Genomic DNA, 23,019 nt, shown 5'->3' on the forward strand with positions numbered 1-23,019 from the left:
CCGTCTGTGAAGATGGCATCGAACGATGCAACGAAGCGAGTGGAGGGCTGATCGTCATGGCGCAGCAGGTGAGAGGCGTGATCGCGCGGGCCAAGGGTGAGCCGGTGCGGATCGAGACGATCGTCGTGCCGGATCCCGGGCCCGGGGAGGCCGTGGTCAAGATCCAGGCGTGCGGGGTCTGTCACACCGACCTGCACTACCGGGAGGGCGGCATCAACGACGAGTTCCCGTTCCTCCTCGGACACGAGGCCGCCGGAATCGTCGAGGCGGTCGGCGACGACGTCACCGAGGTCGCCCCGGGCGACTTCGTCATCCTCAACTGGCGTGCCGTGTGCGGCCAGTGCCGCGCCTGTCTGCGCGGGCGCCCCCAGTACTGCTTCGACACGCACAACGCGAAGCAGAAGATGACGCTGCTCGACGGCACGGAGCTGTCCCCGGCGCTCGGTATCGGCGCGTTCGCGGAGAAGACGCTCGTCGCGGCCGGGCAGTGCACCAAGGTCGACCCGGAGGCGTCGCCGGCCGCGGCGGGCCTCCTCGGCTGCGGTGTCATGGCGGGCCTCGGCGCCGCCATCAACACGGGCAACGTGGGCCGGGGCGACTCCGTCGCCGTCATCGGCTGCGGCGGTGTCGGCGCGGCGGCCGTCACCGGCGCCCACCTGGCCGGCGTCTCCAAGATCATCGCCATCGACATCGACGACAAGAAGCTAGCGACGGCCAAGGAGCTCGGCGCCACGCACACGGTCAACTCCCGCTCCACGGACCCGGTCGAGGCCGTCCGCGAGCTGACCGGCGGCTTCGGCGCCGACGTCGTCATCGAGGCGGTCGGCCGCCCGGAGACGTACAAGCAGGCCTTCTACGCCCGCGACCTCGCCGGAACCGTCGTCCTCGTGGGCGTGCCCACGCCCGACATGCGGCTCGAACTGCCCCTGATCGACGTGTTCGGGCGCGGCGGGGCGCTCAAGTCGTCCTGGTACGGCGACTGTCTGCCGGCGCGCGACTTCCCGATGCTGATCGACCTCTACCGTCAGGGCAGGCTCGACCTCGACGCGTTCGTGACCGAGACGATCGCCCTGGAAGACGTGGAGAAGGCGTTCGAGCGGATGCACCACGGTGACGTGCTGCGTTCGGTGGTGGTGTTCTGATGGCCGCCGCGCACGAAGCCCGCGTCGAACACCTCGTCACGTCCGGCACGTTCTCGCTCGACGGGGGCACGTGGGACGTCGACAACAACGTGTGGATCGTCGGGGACGACAGCGAGGCGATCGTGATCGACGCGGCGCACGACGCCGACGCGATCGCGCAGGCCCTGGGGGAGCGGCGGCTCGTCGCCATCGTGTGCACCCACGCCCACGACGACCACATCGACGCGGCGCCCGCGCTCGCCGAGCGCACCGGGGCGCCCATCCTCCTGCACCCGGCCGACACGGAGCTGTGGAAGCAAAAGCACCCGGACCGCGCGCCCGACGGTGAACTGGCCGACGGGCAGCAACTGACCGTGGCGGGCGTGGAGTTGACGGTGCTTCACACGCCGGGCCACTGCCACGGCGCGGTCAGCCTGTACGCTCCCACGCTCGGCACGGTCTTCACCGGCGACACGCTCTTCGCGGGCGGTCCCGGGGCGACCGGGCGGACGTTCAGCGACTTCCCGACCATCGTCGAGTCGATCAGGGAGCGGCTTCTCACGCTGCCGGCGGAGACCGTCGTGCGGACCGGACACGGCGACAGCACGACCATCGGGGCCGAGGCGCCCCACCTCGAGGAGTGGATCGCGCGCGGCCACTGAGCCGTGACCGGCCGGGCCGGGCGGCAGCCTCAGCGCTGCCGCCCGGCCCGTGCCGTGTGGCGTCAGCTCCTCTTCTCCGGAGGATGCGTCAGCGCGTCCAGGAACCGCCGCATCGCGGGCGGTCCCTCTCCGTGGCGTCCGCGCTCGACGTGCGGTATCGACAGTGTGCCGAGGCGCAGGTCCTGCGCCTCGATCGCCCGGGCCAAGTGCAGTCGTTCCAGGGCGCGTTCGGCGGCTGTCTGACGTACGTACTCGATCACCGTCACGCCCAGGTGGTCCGCGTGCGAGCGGACCGCGTCGAACTCGTCGGGCGTGAAGAGGTCCCGCAGAAGGGCAGTACCGTCCATGGCGGCATGATGCCGCTCCGGGCCGCCACGCGTGGGCGTACGGCATATTCACCGCCCGATCGCGTGGAGTGGACGGGCGCCGCGCGCACTGGCCTCGCTCGCCGATCTCCGATAACTTAGGCAAGGCTTACCTAAGGAGGTTCGGATGGGTGTCCGACAGATCAGTACCGCCGTGCCCACCGCGGCGGCACACGCGCGATCCGTGCTGTCCACCGCCTGGTCGTGCGAGGTGACCACGGACGTCGGGCGGGAGGATCTCGTCGCAGCCCACCGCGTCACCGACGACGGTGAGGTACGGATCAAGGCCCCGGACGACAGCGTCCTGTCCGCCGCCGTGCTCTGCGCGCCCCGCGGGGAGCCGACCACGCTCGTCGAGTTCGCGGACGCGTCCCCCGTACCGGTCAGGGACCGGATCCGCGCCCGCCTGTGGCTCTCCGGGACGCTCGTGCCCGACGGCGAGGAGTTCGCCCTCAGGCCGGTGCGCGCCGTGCTGTGGACGCGCACCGGACGCACCGGCATCGCACTCGACGAACTCGCCCTGGCCGCCCCCGATCCCCTCACCGCGGCCGAGCCCCGCCTGCTCACCCATCTCGCCGACTGTCACCCCGAAGCCGTCGAACAGCTCACCCGCCTCGTCGACGCCGACAGCCTGCAGGGCGTCGTCCGGGTCCAGCCCCTGGCCGTCGACCGGCACGGGCTCACCCTCCGGCTCGAACGCGTCCGTGGCCAGGCCGACGTACGCCTCACCTTCCACACGCCCGCCGACGACCTGGCGCAGCTGAACGAGCGGATGCACGCCCTCCTGTCCTCCGCGCAGGCGGTCAGCCGCCGTCGCAGGTGAGATCGCCGGGACGCATGAAACCGAGGGGTGCGCCATTGTCCGTGCGCGAGACCCGCCACAGCTCGTCCGCGCCCTGCCGCGTGCCGTTGACCGGGGTGCCCGGGTCCAGATAACCGACGATGTCCGTCCACGGATTGGCGCCCGCGTAGATCGGGGCGTCCGGATGCGTGGCGAAACACGTGCCGCCCGCGTGCGCCGTGCCGCCCAGTACGGGCACGGACGCGAGGAGCAGCGCCGCCGGCAGCAGCAGCCGGGAGCGGTGGAGGACGCGGGTGCGGATCACGAGGTGCCTTTCAGCGGGCCGGTCGAAACCCCGCCAGGCTAGAGGCGCTGGACGCAGCGGCCGGGGACCTCGCTCACCGGCGGTTCGGCCTTCGGCGCCGGCTGCGTACGGCGGAACGCCCACGGGATGTTCGGCTCCACGACGAACCGGAAGACCCGCCGCACCGGGGACGTGCAGAGCACCGTGATGACCCCGACCGCCGTGGCCGTCACCGCCAGTTCACCCGCCGGAGTGTGCAGCCACGGATGGTCGTACCAGCCCCAGAAACGCGACGACTTGATCAGGAAGCCGTGCAGCAGATACGCGTACAGCGTCCCCGTGCCCAGCGTCGTGAACACCGTCGTGCGGCCCGGCACCCAGGCGAGGAAGCAGGCGCTGAGGACGACGGCGAGCGCGAACAGAGCCGGCGTCGTGATCAGTCCGGCCCACGCCGGCGCCCCGAGGCCGGTGACGCTGCCCCGGTGGTAGAACCACCCCGCGTCGAACCACGGCGCCACCACGTAGGCGGCGACCAGCGTCGCCGCCGCCACGGGTAGCGACCACAGCCGGGCCCGCCGCGTCCGCAGCCGCTCGAAGTGCTCGGGCCGCAGCGTCAGGCCGAGCACGAAGAACGGCAGGAAACCCACCACGCGCTGCAGCGCCAGGTCACCCCCGGCCTCCGGCGCGATCGACATGAGCATCGCGAGCGCCAGGGCGACCGGCACCGGGTGGCGCAGCTGCAGCCACAGCGGCGTGGTGAGCCGCCAGATGAACAGCGCGGCCAGGAACCACATCAGATACCAGGGATCAAGCAGGCTGATCGGATACCCCGGATCGTCCTGCGCCCACCGGTAGAACAGCGTGTACGCCACCTCGAACACCACGTACGGCACCACCACACCGCCGACGAGACGGCGCAGACGCCCCGGCGCCATGTCGAAACTCCGCGAGAAATAGCCGGAGACGAGGGCGAACGCGGGCATGTGGAAGGCGTAGACAGTGAGATACACGGCCGTGACGGCGCGGCTCCCGTACGTCAGCGGCTCCCATGCGTGCCCGCACGCCACGAGCACGATCGTCAGGTATTTGGCGTTGTCGAAATACGGGTCCCGTGCGCCCCGCCCGCCCGGTCCTTGCCGGCTCTCCATCGTTCCCCTCGTGCCCTTCGTGGTGCATGACCCTGGGTGCCCTGCCCGATGGAAGCCGTTCCATGACAGCTTTCCCGCGTCCGCGGGTGTGAAGGAGGTAAGAGAGAGTCATGCACCGGGGCCGGCTCAGCGCGCGGTGTAGGCGCCGTCCACGAGGTGGTAGCTGCCGTGCACGAACGAGGCACGGTCGGAGAGCAGGAACGCGATCAGCTCGGCGACCTCCTCGGCGTGACCGAGACGGCCCGCCGGGTGCAGCGTCGTCAGCGCGTCGTACGCCTCCTGGTCCATCTGCCGAAGGAGCGGGGTGTCGATGAAGCCGGGGCCGACCGCGTTCACGCGGATGCCCTTCGCCGCGTACTCGGCCGCGGCGGTCTTCGTCAGGCCGACGACGCCGTGCTTGGCGGCGACGTACGCGGAGGCGCCGGCGAAGCCGACCGAGCCGAGGATCGACGCGACGTTCACGATCGCGCCGCCCTTGCCGGCCGCCTCCATGGCGGGGATCTCGTACCGCATCGAGTAGAAGACGCCGTCCAGGTTCGTCCGGACGACCCGGTCCCAGACATCGATCTCGTACTCGCCCACGGGGGCGCTCGCGCCGCTGATGCCGGCGTTGTTGACGGCCAGGTCCAGGCCGCCGAACGTGTCGACGGAGAACTTCACGGCCGCCTCGACCGACTCGGGCCTCGTGACGTCCACGGCGACGGCCGCGGCCGTGATGCCCTCGGCCTTCAGCTCGACGGCGGCCTTCTGCGCGCCCTCGGCGTTGTAGTCGGCGATCACGACGTGCGCGCCGCCGCGGCCGAGGCGGCGGGCCGTGGCCAGGCCGATGCCGGAGGCGGAGCCGGTGACGAGGGCGGTCCTGCCGGCGAACTCCGTCGCGTAGTCGCTGCCGGCCGGGGTGTTCGTGGTGCTCATGGTGCTGTTCACTCTCTGGTTGCGGTGTGAGGGGCCGCTTCGTGTGCGGCCTCCCCGGTCAGGGCGTCGTAGGCCTGTCCCACCAGGTCTGCGAGATCCGTGTCGTGCCCGGCGCCGTCGCGCGCCCAGTGGCGCAGGGCGGCGGTGAGCACGCCGGCCGCGGCGCCGACGACGACGGCCGGGCGGATGTCCCGGTCACGGTCGGTGCCGAGCCGGTCGGCGATGATGCGCACGGACTCCTCCTGGGCGTCCACCCGGAGGCGTTCGTACGCGGCGAAGAGCGCCGGTTCCGTGTCGAGGGCCGCGAGGAGCTCGCGCATGTGCGGCCTGCGGTGCGGGGCGGACGGCTCCGTCAGCCACTGCTCGACGGCCCTGCGGTACGCGAGCAGCGGGGGCTCGCTCGCGGGGCGGGCGCGCAGCGCCTCGTTGATGCGGTGGGCGCCGGTGCGGGTGAAGTCGAGCGCCGCGTCCTCCTTGCCGCCGAAGTGGCGGCTGAAGGTGCGCCGGGTGACGTCGGCCCGGTCGGCTATGGCCTCCACGGTGACGGCGCCTAGACCCCGCTCCAGCACGAGCCCGACGGCCGCCGCGGCGAGCGCTTCCCGGGTCTGCCGGGCCTTGCGCCGCCGCCGGTCCTCGGCGCGCTCCGTGGGTGCGGGGTCCTTCGCGTTCATGTCTTCGACGGTACACCCGTCATGTCTCATGGGGACATGTGTCCCCCTGAGACATGACTTTCAGGTGGCGTCGGTCGGGGCGGGGGTCAGGCGTGCCAGTGCCCGTGCAGCGCCGCGGTGGTGAAACCGGGCCCGTAGGCGACGGCGACGCCTTCCGTTCCGGCGGCGGGCGGGGCGGTGTGGGTGCGCTCCAGAACGCGGAGAATGCTGACGCCGCCGAGATTGCCCTCGTCGGCGAGGGTGTCGGTGGAGTGCCGCGCGGCGTGGGCGTCCAGGCCCAGGGCGGTGGCGGTGTCGGAGATCATGCCGGGGCTCCCCGGATGGATCGCCGCGAACCCGACCTCCCGGCCCGCGAGCCACTCAAGGAGCGCCGGGTGGCTCTCCGCCGCGGCGCGCGGGGCCTTCTTCGTGGAGTCGAAGTGCATGCCGTGGGCGTCGAGCCGGCCGCGATAGCGGTCGTACGTGTCGGGAAGGGTGTACTCGAAGGTGTCCTCGACCGCGAGCCCCGAGGTCAACGGCTCACCCGTCACGACGACGGCGCCGGCGGAATCGGCGAACAGGGCCTTGTAGATCATCGCTTCGATGGTGTCGGCGGAGTGGTTGTAAGAGGTGGAGAGAACCTCCGAGGCGACCACGAGCACCTTGTGGCCCGGACGCACGGCGACCAGGTCCGCGGCTCGGATGAGGGAGTGGACTCCTCCCGCGCACGCCACCGTCGTGAGGGCGATACGACGGGTCGTGGCGCGCAGGCCGAGGCGGTGGATCAGATGGACGTCCAGGTTGGGGACGGCGTAGCCGGTGGCGTGGGTGGTCACGATGGCATCGATGTCGCCCGCTCCGAGACCGGCCGCCTCGAGCGCGGCCGAGGCGGCGCGCTCGGACATGTCGACGGCGTCGTCGAACGCCGCCTGGGTCCTTGCGTGGACGTCCGCCGTGCCGCCGACGGTGGGGGAGTCGAGCGGCCGGGTGAAGTAACGGGTGCGCACGCCGCAGTTGTTGACGACGCGGAGGAAGGCGCCGAGGCGCGGGTGATCGGGATGGTGCGTGCGTATGTCGTCGGCTATCTCCTCGGTGGTGACCTTGTGAGCGCCGAGGACGGTTCTGGGGGGTGAGACGTAGGCGGGCATGGAGTGACTCCCACTGGGCTGAGTTGGGCGCGGGGGGTGTCGCACAACGTACTCGACGCCCGTGACCACACGATCCGGGATCAGTGGGCTCTCAGCATCGGCAGTCGCGGGTGAGGGCGGCTCGACCCGCGCCGGAACACGAGGATGAACAGCCGCGAACCGGGCGCGGTCATGGGCTGCGCGGCACAGATCGACACCCAGCCCGGGCCCTTCCTGCCGTGGAGCAGGGGGCGTTCGTGGCCGTCGGCGTGGATGAGCGTGGCTCCGGTCTCGTACATGTCCGCCGTGTCGGGGTCCTCCAGTACCTCCTTCTCGATCTGCCGCAGCGTCTCGTCCTCCGGCCGCGCGACGAGCGCCGCGCGCAACTGCGGGAGCACCCAGGGGGCCCAGGCGTTGTGCCAGTCCGTCAGAAGCTTCCGGCCCTGGGGGTCGAGGAGCATCCACCGCATCGTGTTCGACGGCATCTGCCCCTCCGGGAACAGGGACGCGAACGCGGAGTTGTGGGCGATCAGGTCCCAGGAGGAGTCGGTGACGTACGCCATGTGTCCGATGCCGTCCACGGCGTCCTGCCAGAAGCCGGGAATCTCCTTGCCCGACGACTGGTGCAGCGGCCCGGGCGGATCCTGGAGCAGGGCGAGGCGGCACAGCGACACCCACTCCTGTTCGTCGAGGTCGAAGAGCAGGGCGACGTCCCGCAGCAGGACGGTCGGTGGATTCGGGTAGTTCCCCGACTCCAGCCGGTGGTACGTGCCCAGCGTCCTGTGCAGCAGCTGGTCGACCTGGTGCTGGGAGAGGCCGGGGGCGCGACGCCCCTGGCCCGTGGGGCGGGTGAAGCCGTGGGATTCGGGGTCTATCAGGGCGCGCCGTTCACGGAGCAGGGCGCCGAGCGCCGTCTTGTTCATGGTGGGTAATCCCTTGAGGTGCACGCCGAGTTGAGCGTGAGCAGTCTAATTACTCCCATGGTCTTTGGTAATAAACATTGCCCGAAGAAAACGATCAGCGAGTGCGTCATGATGGAGCCCGTGGGGTTGCCGACCTGCTGGTTTGACCGCCAGGGGCCGCGTGGCCACGCCGATGGGACACCTGGGCCGGGATGCTCGAAAATGGCTGAATTTCCCGGTGTCGGGTATCCGTCGAACCCTCAGCTCCGTTACGGGGACAGTGCAAGGCCAGTTGTCATATTCCGATCCATGTGACCGGAAAGTGCATTGCTCGGCCACTTCGGGCACTTCCCCCGGGCGGATCGAGGGCTCACTGGCTGCGGCCGGTGCCGTCACTCGCCATTACGTAGCGGCCACGGTACCGGCCGCCCGCGCATGTCCGCCCGCCGCGCGAGCCGTCACCTGGGCTTCTCGGCGCGGGCGGCGATGTTCCTGACGTAGTCCTCGACCGCCGCGTCGAGACCGATGTCGTGCTGGGCCCGCTCGGACAAGTACCAGCGGTGTTCCAGGAGTTCGTGGTACAGCTCGGCGGCGTCCGTCCGGTCCGGCGCGTGGCCGCGCACCGCTCGCACGGTCGGCCGGAACACGTCGCGCACCCACCGGTGGGCCAGCACCTCGGCGCGGGCCGAGAGGGGATCGCCGGGAGCGTGGTCGTCCTGGGTGGCCATCCAGCTCTCCAGGTCGTTCAGGAGACGTCTCGCCTGGTTCTCCTCGGCGTCCATGCCGGTGAGGCGCAGGAGTTGGCGCTGATGATGGCCCGCGTCCACGACCTTCGGCACGAACGTGACCGTGTCCCCCTGGTCGGAGTGCGAGATCTGCATCTCCGCGACGTCGAACCCCAGGTCGTTCAGGCGGCGGATGCGGCGCTCCATGTGGTGGTGCTTGCCCGCCGGGTAGACGGAGGTGCGGGTCAGCTCCGTCCACAGCCCGTCGTAGCGCTCGCCGATCTCCGTGCCGAACGCGATCGGGTCGATGGAGGGATGCAGCGCGCCGGACGCCTCCAGGTCCAGCATCTCGCCGCTGATGTTGACCCGCGCGAGCTCGATGTCGTACGCGCGCTGCCCGTCACTGAGGCGGGGGTGCAGCTCGCCCGTCTCGGCGTCCACGAGATAGGCGGCGTACGCGCCCGCGTCCCGGCGGAACAGCGTGTTGGAGAGCGAGCAGTCGCCCCACGCGAACCCCGCCAGATGCAGCCGCACGAGGAGGACGGCGAGAGCGTCCATGAGGCGGTGCACGGTGCCGGGACGCATCGTCGTCTCGAACATCGACCGGTAGGGGAGCGAGCCGCCGAGATGGCGGGTGATGAGGACCGGTTCGAGGGGTGCCCCACCGGCGTCGGTCCGGCCGGTGACCACGGCGAGGGGGTCGACCGCCGGTATCGCGAACCGGTCGAGCGTGCACAGGAGTTCGTACTCGCGCAGCGCCGGCCGCTCGGCGAGTTCCTTCACGGCGACGACCTCGCTGCCCGCGCGTGCGTAGCGCACGACGTGCCGCGAGATGCCGCGGGGGAGCGGCACGAGGCACTCGTCCGGCCACCGCTCCAGCGGTACGTGCCACGGCAGTTCGAGGAGGAGGGCCGGGTGTTCGGGGTTCGTGGCGCTGATCTGCAACGTCATACGTGCTCAGTCCCTGGGTCGCGCGACGGGTCAGGGGTGATCGGACCCCGAAGCTGCGGTGCGGGTCAAGACCGGGACCCAGGGGGTGTCGGACACCCCCTGGCCCGCACCACCGCCGCACGGGGTCAGTCCTTGAGATGCTCCAGGATCCGGTGCATGCCGCTGTTCCAGTTCTCCTTGAGCGCGACGACCGCCGCGTCGACGTCGCCGCGCTGCAGGCACTCGGCGATCCGCTCGTGCTCCACCGCCGAACGCTCCAGCACGTCCTGGTCGCCCAGGGCCATCTGCTCATAGCGGTGCATCGTCACCTTGAGGGAGGTGATCAGCTTCATCAGCCGGTCGTTCGTGCAGCCCGACAGGAGCAGGTCGTGCCACGCGTCGTCGTACCGCTCTATGACGTCGTGCGGCGCCTGCGGTGCCGAGAACGCGCGCGCCTCCTCGAGGAGCCGGGGAGCCGTCGCCGCCAGATGCCCGGGGTCGCTGGACTCCAGGGCCAGCGCCTCAAGGGTTGCGACGATCGCGGACAGATCGCGGAACTCCTGCGCGCTGAGCGGCGTGAAGCGGAAGCCCTTGCCGCGCTCGCTCGTGATGACGCCCTCGCGCTCCAGCGTGATCAGGGCCTCGCGCAGCGGCGTGCGGCTGACGCCGAGCTCGGTGGCGAGCTGACCCTCGTTGATCGGTTCGCTGGTCGCGATCGTGCCGCGCCCGAGGCGCTTGATCAGTTCCTCCTTGACCTGTTCGCGCAGCGGGCGGTTTTCGATTGGCATGTGAGGCTGCCCTCCCCTTCGTCCGGTCGATTATCGGCTACCGGCGGGTCACGCGGTACCGGCGCCGTCGACGGGGATGATCGCGCCGCTCACGAACGCCGAGGCGTCCGAGGCGAGGAACGCCACGGTCTGGGCGATGTCGCGGGGCTGCCCGATCCGGCCGAGCGGACGGTCCGCCGCGTCGGCGTAGAACGCGTCGGAGCTCTCGCCGAGCTGACGGGCCTCCTCGGCGAGCATCCCGGTCGCGGTGTCGCCGGGGCAGACACAGTTCACGCGGATGTTGTCGGGGCCGTGGTCGATGGCCATGGCGCGCGTCATGTTGACGACGGCACCCTTCGAGGCGCAGTACGAGACGGCCCGGCCGCCGCCCCGGATCCCCCAGCCGGAGCCGGTGTTGACGATGGAGCCGCCGCCCCGCGCCGCCATCCCCGGGATCACCAGGCGGCTCATCAGCATCACCGAGCGGATGTTCACGGCCATCACCAGGTCCCAGTCGTCCTCCGTGATCTCGCAGACGGTGGAACGGCGGATGATGCCGGCGTTGTTGAAGAGGACGTCCACGCCGCCGAACCGCTCCTGCGCCGTGTTCACCGCAGCCTCGCAGTCCTCGCGCCGGGACACGTCGCAGCGCACGAACGTGCCTCCGGTGTCCTTCGCCGTCTGCTCACCGCCCTCCGTGTCGATGTCGGCGATCACCACGCGGGCGCCGAGTTCGGCGAGGACCTGGGCGGTGGCGCGGCCGATGCCGGCTCCGCCGCCGGTGACGAGGGCGCGCTTGCCGTCGAGGGAGATCATCTGGGGCTCCTTATGTTCTATAGGGGGTGTACGGGATGTTCCGTAGGGGGCATACGGGTCACATGGCGAGCCGGTACAGCGACGTACGCCGCCTGCCGGTGATGACGCGGACGTGGCCGGCGAGCTCCGCGTCGAGCGCGTCGTCGCCGGTGTCGAGGAGGAGAGGGCGGCCGCCGAGCGCGGCGAGCTTCTGCTCGGTGCACACCACGAGGAGGTGTGCGCGGCCTCCCGACGCGCGCAGGACCCGGGGCGAGACCTGCTGGTTGCCACGGCCGAGGAGGAAGCCCTGGCCGCCGATGGGGGAGAGCGCGATCCAGGCCGGACCCAGCGTGAGGAGGGTGTCCTCCGTGGCGTCGCGGGCGACGACGTCCGGGGCGGCGCCGGGGCGCAGGCGCAGCACGTCGACCCCGGTGAGGGAGACGTCCGCGCCGAGCGCGGCGGCGACGGCGCGGGTGGTGCTGCCGGGGCCGAGCGCGAGCAGGCCGTCACCGACCCGCTCGGCGACCTCGGCCGCGATGCCGCCGACCGCCTCCGGCGCGGTGGCCGTGCTGCCCGTCTTGCGCTGCTGTACGCGCACGGGCAGGTCGGGGACGGGCAGCCAGCCGAAGAGCCGGGACGTGACACGGCCTTCGGCCAGGGCGTCCTCGTCGCGGTCCATCACCTCGGCGTCGCGCAGGCGCACGGCACCCTTGCGGTTCAGCCACGCGGCGGCGACCTCGCCCGCGGCGCGCGGGCTGACGGCGAAGACGGCCGAGTGCATCTTCACGCCGGTCGGCACGCCGAGTACGGGGCAGGGCGCGTCGCCGAGCGCGGCGAGCACGTCCCGTGCGGTGCCGTCGCCTCCGGCGAAGAGCAGGAGGTCGACGCCCTCGGCGACGACGGCACGCACGGCGGCGGCCGTGTCGGCGGCCGACGTCTCCACGCCCGACGTCTCCACGCCCGAGGCGTCGCGCCCGCCACCGGCCGCGTACACGACCCGCGCGGGCAGCCCGGCGACGGCGGCGGAGTCGGCCCCCAGGGGACCGGCGGCGGTGACGACGAGCGGGCGGGGAGAGCCAGGGGGCGCGTCTACCGTGCCGCCCACCCTCACCCCCGGCGCGACGCGCGCCAGCCCCGCGCCCGCCAACTCACCTGTCCGCAGCGCGAGTTCAGCAAGGGCCGCCGCCGCCCGCACCCCGGCGAGAGGTCGAGACCCGAGCGAGAGCGCCAGGCGCGCCCGCTCCGGCCCGTCCGTGCCGCCGAGGCCGACCCGGCCGCCGAGCCCGGCGACCGGGTTGACCACGAGGCCGACACGCGTCACGGGCGGGCCGCCGCGCCGAGCACCTTGCGCCGGTAGGCGCGCCACGACACCGCCCACGTCGCCGGGTCGTCCAGGGCCTCCGGGCGTACCCGGTGGATCGTCGAGCGGTGCGGGGCCGTCCGTACCGTCTCCGGGTCCTCGTACGCCTCGCGGGCGATCTCAGCGAGGATCGCCGCGTACTCGTCGAGGTCGGCGCGCGTGTAGGACTCGGTCGGTTCAAGCGTCATGGGCTCGGGCACGACGTACGGGTGGTGGCTCGTCCAGTAGTGCGTGCCGAAGTCCGCCGCGCGCAGGCCGATGTCCTCGGAGTGCAGGCCCGTGTCCTGGTGGAGCTTCTCCCAGCTGTAGCGGACCTGTTCGACGCGCGGGCGTCCGGCCGCGTAGGGGACCGAGACGCCGGGGATCTGCCGCACCTTGTGGAGCAGGTAGTTGTTGTTGAGGACGGCCGTCTCGGCGGCGGCCCGCAGGCCCTCGGCGCCGAGCGACATGATCCACGCGTACGCGCGGACCAGGTTCGGGACGACCCCGTAGAACGGCCGCATCTTGCCGACCGACTCGGGCCGGTCGTCGTCGAGCCGGTATGTGCCTGTCTCAGGATCCAACTCGACGGTGGGGCGCGGCAGATAGGGCGCCAGGGCCTCCGTGACCCCGCACGCGCCGGCCGCAGGACCGCCGCACGCGTGGGGCGTCGAGAACGTCTTGTGCAGGTTGAAGTGGCACAGGTCGAAGCCCGCGTCCCGGGCCCGGGTGATGCCCAGGATGCCGTTCGCGTTGGCCTGGTCGTACGAGCACAGGCCACCCGCCTCGTGCACGATCCGCACGAACTCCTCGATGCGCGGGTTGTAGATGCCCGTGTCCTCGGGGTTGGTGATGAGGAGGGCGGCCGTGCGCGGGCCGACCGCCGCCTTGAGCGCCTCGATGTCGGGGTAGCCGTCGGCGTCCGGGTGGAGGGTGATGACCTTGAAGCCGGCCGTCTTCGCGCAGGCCGCGTTCGACGGGTGGGAGAAGATCGTCGTGATGACCTCGTCGCGCTGCTCCAGCTCACCGCGGGCGGCGAAGTAGGCGCGGATCATGGCGACGTTGGTGTAGATCGCGGCGGAGCCCGCGCCCGGCTGGAGCGAGACCCGGTCCATGCCGGAGATCTCCTTGAGGAGCTGCTCCAGGCCGTGGATGATGCCGAGGACGCCCTGCACGGTGTCCTCGTCCTGGAGCGGGTGCAGCGCGGCGATCCTGGGGTCGCGCACGAACTGGTCGTTGACCTTGGGGCTGTACTTCATGGTGCAGGTGCCCTGGCCGACGTCGATGTTGAGGTCGGCGCCGAGGTTCTCCTGCGACAGGCGCAAGTAGTGCCGCAGGACCTGCTGTTGGGACATCTCGGGGAGCGCGGGCGGGGTCGCACGGCGCAGTGCGGCGGGTATCTCGACCTGGCCGACCGATGGGTCCGCCGTTGGTACGAGGACGCCCCGCTCGCCGGGCGAACCCAGCTCGAAGATCAGCTTCTCGTCCCAGGACGCCTGCTGGAAACGGCGCAGGCGCGGCTTGTCGGCGACGCGTGCCTCCTCGGGGGAGACGGACACGGGCGTGTGCGGGGCGCTCACTTGACGATCTCCTGAAGGGTCTCGGCGAGCCGGTCGATGTCGGCCTTGGTGTGGACTTCGGTGACGCAGTACGCGGCCTCGTGCGTGCCGGTCGGTGTGCCGCCGAAGATGCCCCGTTCCTTGAGGTCGGCGCGGATCTCGGCGGCGGTCCTGCCGCCCGTGTAGCGGACCGTGAAGTCGGCGAAGTGCAGGGCGTCGCCGTACGGGACCTCGATGCCGGGCACCTCGGCGAGGCGGGTGCGGGCGTACGCGGTGAGGTTGAGGATCGTCTCGCCGATCTCGCGCATGCCCTGCGGGCCCATCAGGGCGAGGTAGACCCCGGCGCCGATGCCGTGCAGGGCGGCGGCGGTGCCGACCCACTCCTTGCCCTCCTCGCGCAGTGCGAACGAGGTCCGCTCGTAGGCGACGTCACCGAACCCGTACTCGCCCTCGACGCTCGTGGGCACGAGGCCGAACAGGCGCGACGGGTACTCGGCGACCAACGTCTCGTCGTCCCGCGTGGCGATGAAGCCCGCGTTGCCGCCGCCGAAGCTCTGGTGCAGGCCGAGCGGCTGGATGTCGCCGCACGCGATGTCCGCGCCGTACGAGGAGGGCGGGGCGAGGACGCCGAGCGTGAGCGGGTTGCAGCCCACGACGTACAACGCGCCCGCCTCGTGGGCGAGTTCGGCGAGCCGGGGCAGTGCCTCGTCGACGATGCCGAGAGCGGAGGGCGCGTCGGCGTACACGGCGGCCGTGTCACCGGCCGCCAGTGTTTCGCGGACCGCGTCGAGGTCGGCGCGTCCGGTGGCCGGGTCGACCGGGATGACGGTCACGTCGTGGTCGGGCCGCACGTAGTCGACGATCCGGGAGAGCTTGTCGGCGTCGATCGCGCTGGCGACGACCAGGCGGCGGCGTCCGGTGATGCGGCCGGCCATGCGCAGGGCGGTGCCGGAGGCCTGGAAGCCGTCGTACACCGGGACGTTGACGACCTCGACGTCGAGCAGCTCGGCCATCATCGACTGGTACTCCCACAGCGCCTGGAAGCGGCCGTGGTCCTCGTAGGGCTCGCCCGCGTACGCCGTGAGGAACTCGCTGCGGTTGACCACCTCGTCCACGACGGCGGGCACGTGGTGCTGGTAGCAGCCGGAGCCGAGGAAGCTGAGCGCCTGCCGTGTTGAAGTGTTGCGGCTGAGCAGCTGCTCCATATGGCGGGTGAGTTCGGCCTCCGAACGGAGCGGGGCCGGCAGGTCGAGCGGCCGGTGCAGCCGGACGGCGTCCGGGATGTCGGCGTAGAAGTCCTCGACGCTCGCCGCGCCGATCTCGTCGAGCATCGCCTGCCGCACGGCGGGGACCGCGTTCGGTATGTAGGGGTGGACGTAGGACGGGGCGGAGCCCTGGGGTGACGTCATGCCGCGCCTTTCGCGTGAGCCGACGGAAGTCTGAAGCAGCAAAAGTCTTTGTGTGTACACCTCTTGACGGCGAGCTCCGTCATTCAGTGTTCTGAATACAGCATTAGGCATTCAGGCTCCAGGAGGCAAGAGTGTCAACAAGACCCACCCGACGGGTTGTTCTGGCCACAGGTCTCGCGGCCGCGGCATCGTCCCTGGTCAGCGGATGCGCCATGGGAGGCGCGGGCGGCGGGGGCACCCGCGACATCGACGGCAACAAGGCTGACAAAAAGGGCAAGGTCAGCGGAAAGATCACCGTCTGGTCGTGGGACGTGGCCGCCAAGGCGATGAAACGCCTGGCCCGCACCTTCGAGCAGCGCCACCCCGGCACCACCGTCGACGTCGTCGACATCGGCTACGACAACGCCTACGACAAGCTCACCGTCGGCCTGCGCGCCGGCTCGGGCCTCGCCGACGTCCTCACCGTCGAGGGCGACCACATGCCGCGCTACACGGCCAACTTCCCGAGCGCCTTCTACGACCTGACGAACCTCGGCGGCCGCTACGGCGGCGACTTCGACCGCGCCGCATGGAGCACCGTCACCGGCAGGAAGAGCGCCGTACTCGCCCTGCCCTGGGACATCGGCCCCTGCGCGCTCTACTACCGCACGGACCACTTCCGCGCCGCCGGAGTCGACCCCAAGTCCCTGCTGACCTGGGACGACTACGTGACGGCCGGCGTACGGATCAAGAAGGCCACCGGCCACAGACTGCTCATCCAGGACTCCACCGACGCGGGCATCCTGCCGATGCTGCTCCAGCAGCAGGGCCAGTCCTACTTCAAGGGCGGCCGCGTCGCCGTCGACACCCCCGAGGCCGTACGGGCCATGACGCTGATGAAGACCCTGCACGACAAGGGACTCGTCGACTACGAGAACGGCTGGGACGGGTTCGTCACCGGCACCAAGGAGGGCAAGGCCGCCACCACACCCACCGCCGCCTGGTGGACGGGCACGCTCACCGACGAGATGCCCGAGCTGAAGGGGAGGTTCGGTGTGACACCCCTGCCGGGCTTCACCGCCGACGGCACCCGCACGTCGAACATCGGAGGCTCCACCCTCTGCGTCCCCGCACAGAGCAAGAACCCGCGCCTGGCCTGGGCGTTCATCGAGTTCCTGCTCACCAGCAAGGCGAACCAGGTCTCCATGCTCAAGCACGAGGGCCTGTTCCCGGCCTATCTGCCCGCGCTCGACGACCCGTATCTGAGCGCGAAACAGGAGTACTTCGGCGGACAGGCGGCCCTCGACGTGTTCGCCCGGCTCGCCCGCAACATCCCGCCCGTCGAGTACACCAAGGACGACGCCAAGGCCTCCGACATCATGATCTCGACCGTCAACGGCGTGATGCTGCGCGGCAAGGACCCGCGCACCGCACTCGACGCGGCGGCACGCCAGATCGCCGCGGCCACCGGACGCGAGCGGGTGAAGTAGCCCGATGGCCGTCGACACCACCTACGACCGCCCGGCCGCACCGGCCCGCGCCCCCGCCGCACCTCGCCGCCGGCGCAGCCCGCGCCGCGTCGCCTGGATCTTCGCGGGCCCCGCCGCCGCCCTCTTCGCGCTGTTCTTCGCCTATCCGCTCGGCGCGAGCCTCCTGCAGAGCTTCACCACCGAGGACGCGGGCGCCACCCGCTGGGTCGGCCTCGACCAGTACCGGCGCATGATCCACGACCCCGCCTTCGTCGAGTCCCTGGTCAACACCGGGATCATCCTCGTCGTCCAGGTCCCGGTGATGATCGGCCTCGCCCTCGTCCTCGCCGTCCTCCTCAACCAGTCCTGGCTGCGTCTGCGCGGCACCTGGCGCGCCGTCCACTTCCTGCCCGCCGTCACCACGCTCGTCGCCTACGCCGTCGTCTTCCAGGTCCTCCTCAAGACCGACGGCGGCCTCGTCAACCAGATCCTCGGCGCCGTCGGCATCGGACCCGTCGACTGGCTCAACAGCCCCACCTGGGCCCGCATTTCACTCATCGCGTCCCTCACCTGGCGCTGGACCGGCTACAACGCCGTCATCCTCCTCGCCGGACTCCAGGCCATCGGCAATGAGCAGTACGAGGCCGCCGCCATCGACGGCTCCGGCACCCTGTCCACCTACGCGCGCGTCATCCTGCCGCAACTGCGCCCCGTCGTCCTGTTCTGCGTGGTCACCTCCACCATCGGCACGCTCCAGCTCTTCGACGAGAACTACGTCCTCACGCGCGGCGGCCCCGACGACGCGACCCTCACCCCCGTCGTCTACCTCTACAAAGTCGGCTTCCAGCAGCTCGACTTCGGGTACGCCGCCGCGATCGCCTGGGTCGTCGTGGCCCTCATCGCCGCGATCTCCGCCCTCCAGTACGCCGCCTTCGGAAGGGAGCGCCGCCGGTGACCGCCGTCCAGCACGCCTCCGTACGCGCCCACCCGGCCCGGCGTCTCGGCCGCGTCGCCGTGTGGCTGTTCCTCGCGTGCGGCGCCGTCGTCAGCCTCGTCCCGTTCCTCTGGATGGCGATCGCCGCGACGCACTCCACGTCCGACCTGTTCCACTCGCCGCCGCCGTTCCTGCCCGGCGGCCGGCTCCTCGACAACCTCGCGCGGCTCCAGGACACCATCGGCTTCGGCCGCGTCCTCCTGAACAGCCTCGGCATCGCCGTCGTCCACACCGCGCTCAGCTCACTGATCTCCGCCATGTGCGGCTACGGACTCGCCAAGTACCGCTTCCGCGGCCGGGGTCTGCTGCTCGGCGCCGTGCTCGCCACGATGATGATCCCGTTCCAGGTGCTGCTCGTCCCGCTGTTCCAGATGATGGCGAGCGTCGGCTGGATCGACTCCTACCAAGCCGTCATCCTGCCGTTCCTCGCCAACTCCTTCGGCATCCTGCTGATGCGGCAGGGCTTCGTCGACTTCCCCGACGAGATCCTCGAATCGGCCCGCATCGACGGCTCCGGCGAGCTGCGCACCTTCTACCAGGTCGTCCTGCCGTGCGTACGCCCCCAGCTCGGCGCCCTCGTCATCTTCACGTTCATGACCCAGTGGAACAGCTTCATCTGGCCCCTGCTCATGCTCAACTCGGAGGACAAGTACACCGTGCCCGTCGCGCTCAACACCCTCACGGGGCTCTCCCGTGTCGACTACTCCGGCCTGATGCTCGGCTCGCTGCTCGCCACGCTGCCCCTCATGGCCCTCTTCCTGCTCTTCCAGCGGCAGTTCGTCGCCGGCCTGCTCGGCGGGGCGGTGAAGGGATGACGCCGGCGGAGCAGGGGACGAGCCGTCTGACGCGGGTTCCGGGCGTTCTCTACGGCGGCGACTACAACCCCGAGCAGTGGCCCGAGGACGTCTGGGCCGAGGACGCCAAGCTGATGCGCGAGGCCGGCGTCACCATGGTGACCGTCGGCGTCTTCTCCTGGGCCAGGCTCCAACCCGGCCCGGACACCTGGGACTTCCCCTGGTTCGACCGGCTCCTTGACCTGCTCCACGCCCACGGCGTCGCCGTCGACCTGGCCACCGCCACCGCGTCACCGCCGGCCTGGCTCGTGCGCGCCCACCCGGAGATCCTGCCGGTCACCGCGGACGGCGTACGCCTCGAATTCGGCTCCCGCCAGCACTACTGCCCGTCCTCGCCCGCATACCGCGCCGCCGCCCTGCGCCTGACCCGCACCCTCGCCGCACGCTACGCGGATCACCCCGCCCTCGCCCTGTGGCACATCCACAACGAGTACGGCGACCACGTCACCGAGTGCTTCTGCCCCCGTTCCGCCGACCACTTCCGCATCTGGCTCACCCACCGCTACGAGACGATCGACGCCCTCAACCACGCCTGGGGAACGGCCTTCTGGTCCCAGCGGTACGGGACGTACGACGAGATCGAACCCCCGCGCACCGTGCCCGGACCCGTCAACCCGACCCAGCTCCTCGACTGGCGGCGCTTCTGCTCCGACGTCCTCCTGGAGTGCCACCGCGCCGAACGAGAAGTGCTCAAGGAGCTGAGCCCGGACATCCCGGCCACCACCAACTTCATGTCGATGTTCAAGGCGCTCGACTACTGGAAGTGGGCGGAACACGAGGACCTGGTCTCCGACGACGCCTACCCCGACCCCGCCGACCCGCGGGCCCACGTCAACGCCGCCCTCAACTACGACCTGATGCGCTCCCTCAAGGGCGGGCGGCCCTGGCTGCTCCTCGAACAGGCGCCGTCCGCCGTGAGCTGGCGCCCGGTCAACGTCCCCAAGAAGCCCGGTGTGCAACGCCTTTGGTCCCTCCAGGCTCTGGCCCGCGGCGCCGACGGCATCATGTACTTCCAGTGGCGCGCCTCCCGCGCCGGCGCCGAGAAGTACCACAGCGCCCTGCTCCCGCACCGCGGCACCGCGTCCCGCGGCTGGCAGGAGACGGTCCGCTTCGGCGCCGAACTCGCCCGGCTCGGCGAGGTGACCGGCACCACCACCCCGGCCGACGTGGCGATCGTCCTCGACTGGGACTCCTGGTGGGCCCTCGAATCCGACGACCACCCCTCGGCCCGCATGCGCTGGCGCGACCTGCTGCACCCCTGGTACGCGGCGCTCCACGCCCGGGGCGTCACGACCGACTTCGTGCCCCCGCACGCCGACCTCACCGGCTACCGGGCCGTCCTCGCCCCGAACCTCCACCTCCTGCGCCCCGAACACGCCGCCCGCATCACCGCCTACGTCCAGGGCGGCGGTCACCTCGTGTGCGGCCCCTTCAGCGGCGTCGTCGACGGTCACGACCACATCCACGACGGGGGCGCGCCGGGGCCCCTGAGGGACGTACTCGGCGTCGGCGTCGACGAGTTCTGGCCGGTCCCCGACGGCCAGGCCGTCCGCCTCACCTCCGGCGCCGAGGCCACCCTGTGGACCGAGTGGACCGAGACGGAGGGCCCGGAGACCGAGATCGTCGACACGTACGCGAGCGGAGAGCTCACCGGCCGCCCCGCCGTCACCCGCCACCCCCACGGCACCGGCACCGCGTGGTACGTGAGCGCCCACCTCGGCGACGGCATCGGCCCGGTCCTCGACGACGCGCTGCGGGCGGCCGGCGTACGGCCCGTGCTCGACGTCCCCGAGGGCGTCGAGGCCACCGTCAGGACCGGCGAGCCCGGCACGTACCTCTTCGTCCTCAACCACAGCGACCACGACACGCGGACGCCCCTGACCGGCGCCTTCGCCGCGGGCGGCACCGATCTGCTCACCGGCGCCGCCGTCCACGGTCACCTCGCGCTCGGCCCGCTCGGCGCGGCCGTCCTGCGCATCGCCACCGACTCCCCGGGAGAGAACCAGAAGTGACCAGACACCGGCACCTGAGCGCACTCACCGCCCTCCTTCTCGCCGGCGGCGCACTCGCCGTACCGCAGACGGCCGCCGCACGCGAGCACCCGGCGCCGCCGGCCCCGTACGCCGACGTCCTCGACCTGCACGGCACCCCGGCCGCCGCCCTGCCCGGCGACGACGAGGACAACAACCCCGTCACCGTCTTCGCCGACCGGGGCGCCTGGCACGCGTACGCCCTGCCGAAGGCCGGTGACAAGGACGCGTACGGCGGATTCTCCGGGCCCCTCTACATCGCCCAGGAATACCCCTGGTGGCTCAGCAAGTCCTTCAGCCGCATCCGCCTCACCGAACACGGCCGCACCCTCGACCTCGCCGGCGGCGGCACACCGCGCTTCACGTCCCTGCCCGGTCGCCTCCTCCAGACGTACGACCTCGGTCGCGGACTGCGCCTCACCCTCGAACTCCGCTTCGCCACAGACCGCAGCGCCCTGGTGCGCGCCGAGGTCCGCAACACCGGCACGGTGCCCCGCACCCTCGGCGCCGACTGGACGGGCAGCCTGCTGCGGCCCGCCGACAAGCCGATGCGGGACGCGCCCTCGCTCACCGCGACACGGTCGGGCGTCGGCGTCGACTTCGCCAGGGTCCGCGAGACGTGGGACTACCTCACCGACGGTACGGAACGGTTCGAGGTCACCCACAAGGATCCCGTCCGCACCACGGTGGACGGCGACACGTACCGCACCGAGGCCGCTCAGCCGGTGACCCTAGCGCCCGGCGGCTCGCACAGCTTCGACTGGACCGAGTCCTACACCTTCACCGCCGCCGAGCGGACCCGTGAGCAGACGAGGACCCGGGACGTCCTCGCCCACCCCGCCTCCGCCGTCGCCTCGTCCGACGCCCGCTGGCGCGGCTACGTCGCCGGGGTGACCCGGGGCGTGCCCGCCGACCGGCGCCGAACCGCCGTGAAGTCCCTGGAGACCCTGGTCACCAACTGGCGTGGTGCGGCAGGGCAGATCAAGCACGACGGGATCACCCCGTCGATCTCCTACAAGTGGTTCACCGGCGGCATCTGGGCCTGGGACACCTGGAAGCAGGCCGTCGGCACCGCACGCTTCGCCCCCGGCCTGGCCGAGTCGCAGATCCGCTCCATGTTCGACTGGCAGATACGTCCTGGCTCCACGACCCGGCCGCAGGACGCCGGGATGATCCCCGACGTCATCTTCTACAACGACCCCGCGCGCGGCGGCGGCAACTGGAACGAGCGCAACTCCAAGCCCCCGCTGGCCGCCTGGGCCGTCTGGAAGGTGTACGAGAAGTCGGGCGACACGGCGTTCCTGCGCGAGCTGTACCCGAAGCTCGCCGCCTACCAGGCCTGGTGGTACCGCAACCGCGACCACGACCACAACGGCCTCGCCGAGTACGGCGCCACCGTCGACCCCGCCAACGACTCGCCCGAACAGCGGCGCCTCGCCGCGGCCTGGGAGAGCGGCATGGACAACGCGCCCCGCTTCGACGCCTCCCTCGGCACGGACGTCGTCGCCAATCGCGCGGCCGACGGGACCCTCCTCGGCTACTCGCTCAACCAGGAGTCCGTCGACCTCAACTCCTATCTCGCCGCCGACCAGGGCTACTTGGCGCGCATCGCGGACGCGCTCGGCCGCGGCGCCGACGCCAGGAAGTGGCAGCAACGCTCCGCCGCGACGTCCGCCGCCGTACGGAAGACCATGTACGACCCGGCGGACGGCTGGTTCCACGACACCGCGCTCGGGACCGGCGCGCCGCTCACCGCACGAGGGCGCGGGATCGAGGGCGCGGTCCCGCTGTGGACCGGCACGGCGTCGAAGGAGCAGGCCCGCGCCGTGCGGGACAAGCTGACGGATCCGGCGGAGTTCGCCACGACCGTGCCCTTCCCGACGGTCGCGAAGAGCTCCCCCTACTTCGCCCCGACGAAGTACTGGCGCGGCCCCGTCTGGTTCGACCAGGCCTACTTCGCCCTCGGCGGCCTGCGCCGCTACGGATACGACAAGGAGGCGAACGCCCTCACGGACCAGCTCCTCACCCACGCCTCGGGCCTCACCGGCGACGGCCCGATCATGGAGAACTACGACCCGACGACGGGTGCCCCGCTCAACTCGCCCCACTTCAGCTGGTCGGCGGCCCTGCTCCTGCCGATGCTGACGCGGGACGAGTAGCGCGTAGGGAGTTACCAGGTAGGGGTGTGCGGAGA

At 71.3% G+C, this 23,019-nt stretch carries 21 protein-coding genes; 8 read left to right on the forward strand and 13 right to left on the reverse strand.

Annotated features, from left to right (window positions below; all coding sequences use genetic code 11):
* The first annotated feature begins 56 nt into the window (after positions 1-56).
* Together EOT10_RS05190 and EOT10_RS05195 are read left to right on the forward strand one after the other, a co-directional pair.
* Positions 57-1,142 carry an S-(hydroxymethyl)mycothiol dehydrogenase gene (locus EOT10_RS05190; RefSeq protein ID WP_127826858.1) on the forward strand — a complete coding sequence of 362 codons (1,086 nt, stop codon included), beginning with the start codon at positions 57-59 and terminating at the stop codon, positions 1,140-1,142.
* Positions 1,142-1,783 (forward strand): MBL fold metallo-hydrolase, encoded by a 642-nt coding sequence (locus tag EOT10_RS05195; protein ID WP_127826859.1) that lies wholly within the window; start codon positions 1,142-1,144, stop codon positions 1,781-1,783. The genes EOT10_RS05190 and EOT10_RS05195 overlap by 1 nt, the downstream gene beginning before the upstream one ends.
* Positions 1,784-1,845: 62 nt before the next feature.
* Here EOT10_RS05195 and EOT10_RS05200 read toward each other — a convergent pair whose 3' ends face one another.
* The gene (locus tag EOT10_RS05200; protein ID WP_127826860.1) at positions 1,846-2,130 is read right to left on the reverse strand and encodes a hypothetical protein; all 285 of its coding nucleotides are present in this window, start codon (positions 2,128-2,130) and stop codon (positions 1,846-1,848) included.
* Positions 2,131-2,275: 145 nt separating this feature from the next.
* Here EOT10_RS05200 and EOT10_RS05205 point away from each other — a divergent pair, with 145 nt between their 5' ends.
* Positions 2,276-2,971: a DUF2470 domain-containing protein gene (locus EOT10_RS05205; protein WP_127826861.1), complete on the forward strand. Its 696-nt coding sequence runs from the start codon at positions 2,276-2,278 to the stop codon at positions 2,969-2,971.
* On the opposite strand, the gene EOT10_RS05210 is transcribed toward EOT10_RS05205, so the two are convergent.
* The 12 genes from EOT10_RS05210 to gcvPA all read right to left on the reverse strand — a co-directional run bounded on the left by EOT10_RS05210 (position 2,952) and on the right by gcvPA (position 15,499).
* Positions 2,952-3,254 carry a hypothetical protein gene (locus tag EOT10_RS05210; protein WP_127826862.1) on the reverse strand — a complete coding sequence of 101 codons (303 nt, stop codon included), beginning with the start codon at positions 3,252-3,254 and terminating at the stop codon, positions 2,952-2,954. The genes EOT10_RS05205 and EOT10_RS05210 overlap by 20 nt on opposite strands.
* Before the next feature lie 38 nt (positions 3,255-3,292).
* On the reverse strand, positions 3,293-4,381 hold the full coding sequence (locus EOT10_RS05215) for an acyltransferase family protein (RefSeq protein WP_127826863.1): 1,089 nt from the start codon (positions 4,379-4,381) through the stop codon (positions 3,293-3,295).
* Positions 4,382-4,507: 126 nt separating this feature from the next.
* Positions 4,508-5,296 carry an SDR family NAD(P)-dependent oxidoreductase gene (locus tag EOT10_RS05220; protein WP_127826864.1) on the reverse strand — a complete coding sequence of 263 codons (789 nt, stop codon included), beginning with the start codon at positions 5,294-5,296 and terminating at the stop codon, positions 4,508-4,510.
* An 8-nt stretch (positions 5,297-5,304) separates the two neighbouring features.
* Positions 5,305-5,967, reverse strand: coding sequence for a TetR/AcrR family transcriptional regulator (locus tag EOT10_RS05225; RefSeq protein ID WP_223280812.1), 663 nt, complete (start codon positions 5,965-5,967; stop codon positions 5,305-5,307).
* A gap of 86 nt (positions 5,968-6,053) precedes the next feature.
* Positions 6,054-7,094 carry a beta-ketoacyl-[acyl-carrier-protein] synthase family protein gene (locus EOT10_RS05230; RefSeq protein ID WP_127826866.1) on the reverse strand — a complete coding sequence of 347 codons (1,041 nt, stop codon included), beginning with the start codon at positions 7,092-7,094 and terminating at the stop codon, positions 6,054-6,056.
* An 80-nt stretch (positions 7,095-7,174) separates the two neighbouring features.
* Positions 7,175-7,996 (reverse strand): MmyB family transcriptional regulator, encoded by an 822-nt coding sequence (locus tag EOT10_RS05235; protein ID WP_127826867.1) that lies wholly within the window; start codon positions 7,994-7,996, stop codon positions 7,175-7,177.
* A gap of 437 nt (positions 7,997-8,433) precedes the next feature.
* Positions 8,434-9,651 carry a DUF4032 domain-containing protein gene (locus EOT10_RS05240; RefSeq protein WP_127826868.1) on the reverse strand — a complete coding sequence of 406 codons (1,218 nt, stop codon included), beginning with the start codon at positions 9,649-9,651 and terminating at the stop codon, positions 8,434-8,436.
* A 125-nt stretch (positions 9,652-9,776) separates the two neighbouring features.
* Positions 9,777-10,418 carry a GntR family transcriptional regulator gene (locus EOT10_RS05245; RefSeq protein ID WP_127826869.1) on the reverse strand — a complete coding sequence of 214 codons (642 nt, stop codon included), beginning with the start codon at positions 10,416-10,418 and terminating at the stop codon, positions 9,777-9,779.
* A 48-nt stretch (positions 10,419-10,466) separates the two neighbouring features.
* Positions 10,467-11,213 carry an SDR family NAD(P)-dependent oxidoreductase gene (locus tag EOT10_RS05250; protein ID WP_127826870.1) on the reverse strand — a complete coding sequence of 249 codons (747 nt, stop codon included), beginning with the start codon at positions 11,211-11,213 and terminating at the stop codon, positions 10,467-10,469.
* 58 nt (positions 11,214-11,271) lie between these two features.
* Positions 11,272-12,513, reverse strand: a complete 1,242-nt coding sequence (locus tag EOT10_RS05255; RefSeq protein ID WP_223280813.1) for an ATP-NAD kinase family protein — start codon at positions 12,511-12,513, stop codon at positions 11,272-11,274.
* The gene (gene gcvPB, locus EOT10_RS05260; RefSeq protein WP_223280814.1) at positions 12,510-14,111 is read right to left on the reverse strand and encodes an aminomethyl-transferring glycine dehydrogenase subunit GcvPB; all 1,602 of its coding nucleotides are present in this window, start codon (positions 14,109-14,111) and stop codon (positions 12,510-12,512) included. The genes EOT10_RS05255 and gcvPB overlap by 4 nt, the downstream gene beginning before the upstream one ends.
* On the reverse strand, positions 14,108-15,499 hold the full coding sequence (gene gcvPA, locus EOT10_RS05265) for an aminomethyl-transferring glycine dehydrogenase subunit GcvPA (protein ID WP_127826872.1): 1,392 nt from the start codon (positions 15,497-15,499) through the stop codon (positions 14,108-14,110). Before gcvPA ends, gcvPB begins: the two co-directional genes overlap by 4 nt.
* Positions 15,500-15,630: 131 nt before the next feature.
* Here gcvPA and EOT10_RS05270 point away from each other — a divergent pair, with 131 nt between their 5' ends.
* Genes EOT10_RS05270 through EOT10_RS05290 form a run of 5 tightly spaced genes read left to right on the forward strand, consistent with a single transcriptional unit; the run spans position 15,631 to position 22,984 of the window.
* A complete protein-coding gene (locus tag EOT10_RS05270) occupies positions 15,631-16,968 on the forward strand; it encodes an ABC transporter substrate-binding protein (protein ID WP_127826873.1) in 1,338 nt (445 codons plus the stop codon).
* A gap of 4 nt (positions 16,969-16,972) precedes the next feature.
* Entirely contained in the window at positions 16,973-17,902 is a 930-nt protein-coding gene (locus tag EOT10_RS05275; protein WP_127826874.1) for a carbohydrate ABC transporter permease, read from the forward strand.
* Complete coding sequence (locus EOT10_RS05280) at positions 17,899-18,756, forward strand: carbohydrate ABC transporter permease (RefSeq protein WP_223280815.1); 858 nt, start codon at positions 17,899-17,901, stop codon at positions 18,754-18,756. The genes EOT10_RS05275 and EOT10_RS05280 overlap by 4 nt, the downstream gene beginning before the upstream one ends.
* Entirely contained in the window at positions 18,753-20,807 is a 2,055-nt protein-coding gene (locus tag EOT10_RS05285) for a beta-galactosidase (RefSeq protein ID WP_127826875.1), read from the forward strand. The genes EOT10_RS05280 and EOT10_RS05285 overlap by 4 nt, the downstream gene beginning before the upstream one ends.
* Entirely contained in the window at positions 20,804-22,984 is a 2,181-nt protein-coding gene (locus EOT10_RS05290; RefSeq protein WP_223280816.1) for an MGH1-like glycoside hydrolase domain-containing protein, read from the forward strand. The genes EOT10_RS05285 and EOT10_RS05290 overlap by 4 nt, the downstream gene beginning before the upstream one ends.
* Positions 22,985-23,019 lie beyond the last annotated feature (35 nt).

This window comes from Streptomyces antnestii (assembly GCF_004005495.1).
Classification (GTDB): domain Bacteria; phylum Actinomycetota; class Actinomycetes; order Streptomycetales; family Streptomycetaceae; genus Streptomyces; species Streptomyces antnestii.